General features: G+C 46.0%; 1 pseudogene. It reads right to left on the bottom strand.

Going from position 1 to position 559, the window contains the following annotated elements:
* Positions 1-13: 13 nt before the first annotated feature.
* Positions 14-559 (bottom strand): annotated as a pseudogene (locus OOJ60_RS24595) (IS4-like element ISVsa5 family transposase); the annotation flags it as partial.

Raw genomic sequence — 559 nt, 5'->3', positions numbered from 1 at the left:
CTGAGAGATCCCCTCATAATTTCCCCAAAGCGTAACCATGTGTGAATAAATTTTGAGCTAGTAGGGTTGCAGCCACGAGTAAGTCTTCCCTTGTTATTGTGTAGCCAGAATGCCGCAAAACTTCCATGCCTAAGCGAACTGTTGAGAGTACGTTTCGATTTCTGACTGTGTTAGCCTGGAAGTGCTTGTCCCAACCTTGTTTCTGAGCATGAACGCCCGCAAGCCAACATGTTAGTTGAAGCATCAGGGCGATTAGCAGCATGATATCAAAACGCTCTGAGCTGCTCGTTCGGCTATGGCGTAGGCCTAGTCCGTAGGCAGGACTTTTCAAGTCTCGGAAGGTTTCTTCAATCTGCATTCGCTTCGAATAGATATTAACAAGTTGTTTGGGTGTTCGAATTTCAACAGGTAAGTTAGTTGCTAGAACCCATGGCTCCTTTGCCGACGCTGAGTAGATTTTAGGTGACGGGTGGTGACAATGAGTCCGTGTCGAGCGCTGATTTTTTCGGCCTTTAGAGCGAGATTTATACAATAGAATTTGGCATGAGATTGGATTGCT

Source organism: Citrobacter sp. R4, assembly GCF_026719175.1.
Taxonomy (GTDB): Bacteria; Pseudomonadota; Gammaproteobacteria; order Enterobacterales; family Enterobacteriaceae; genus Citrobacter_A; species Citrobacter_A sedlakii.
Note: the sequence above shows the minus strand (reverse complement) of the source record. Positions and strands in the feature narration are given on the sequence as shown.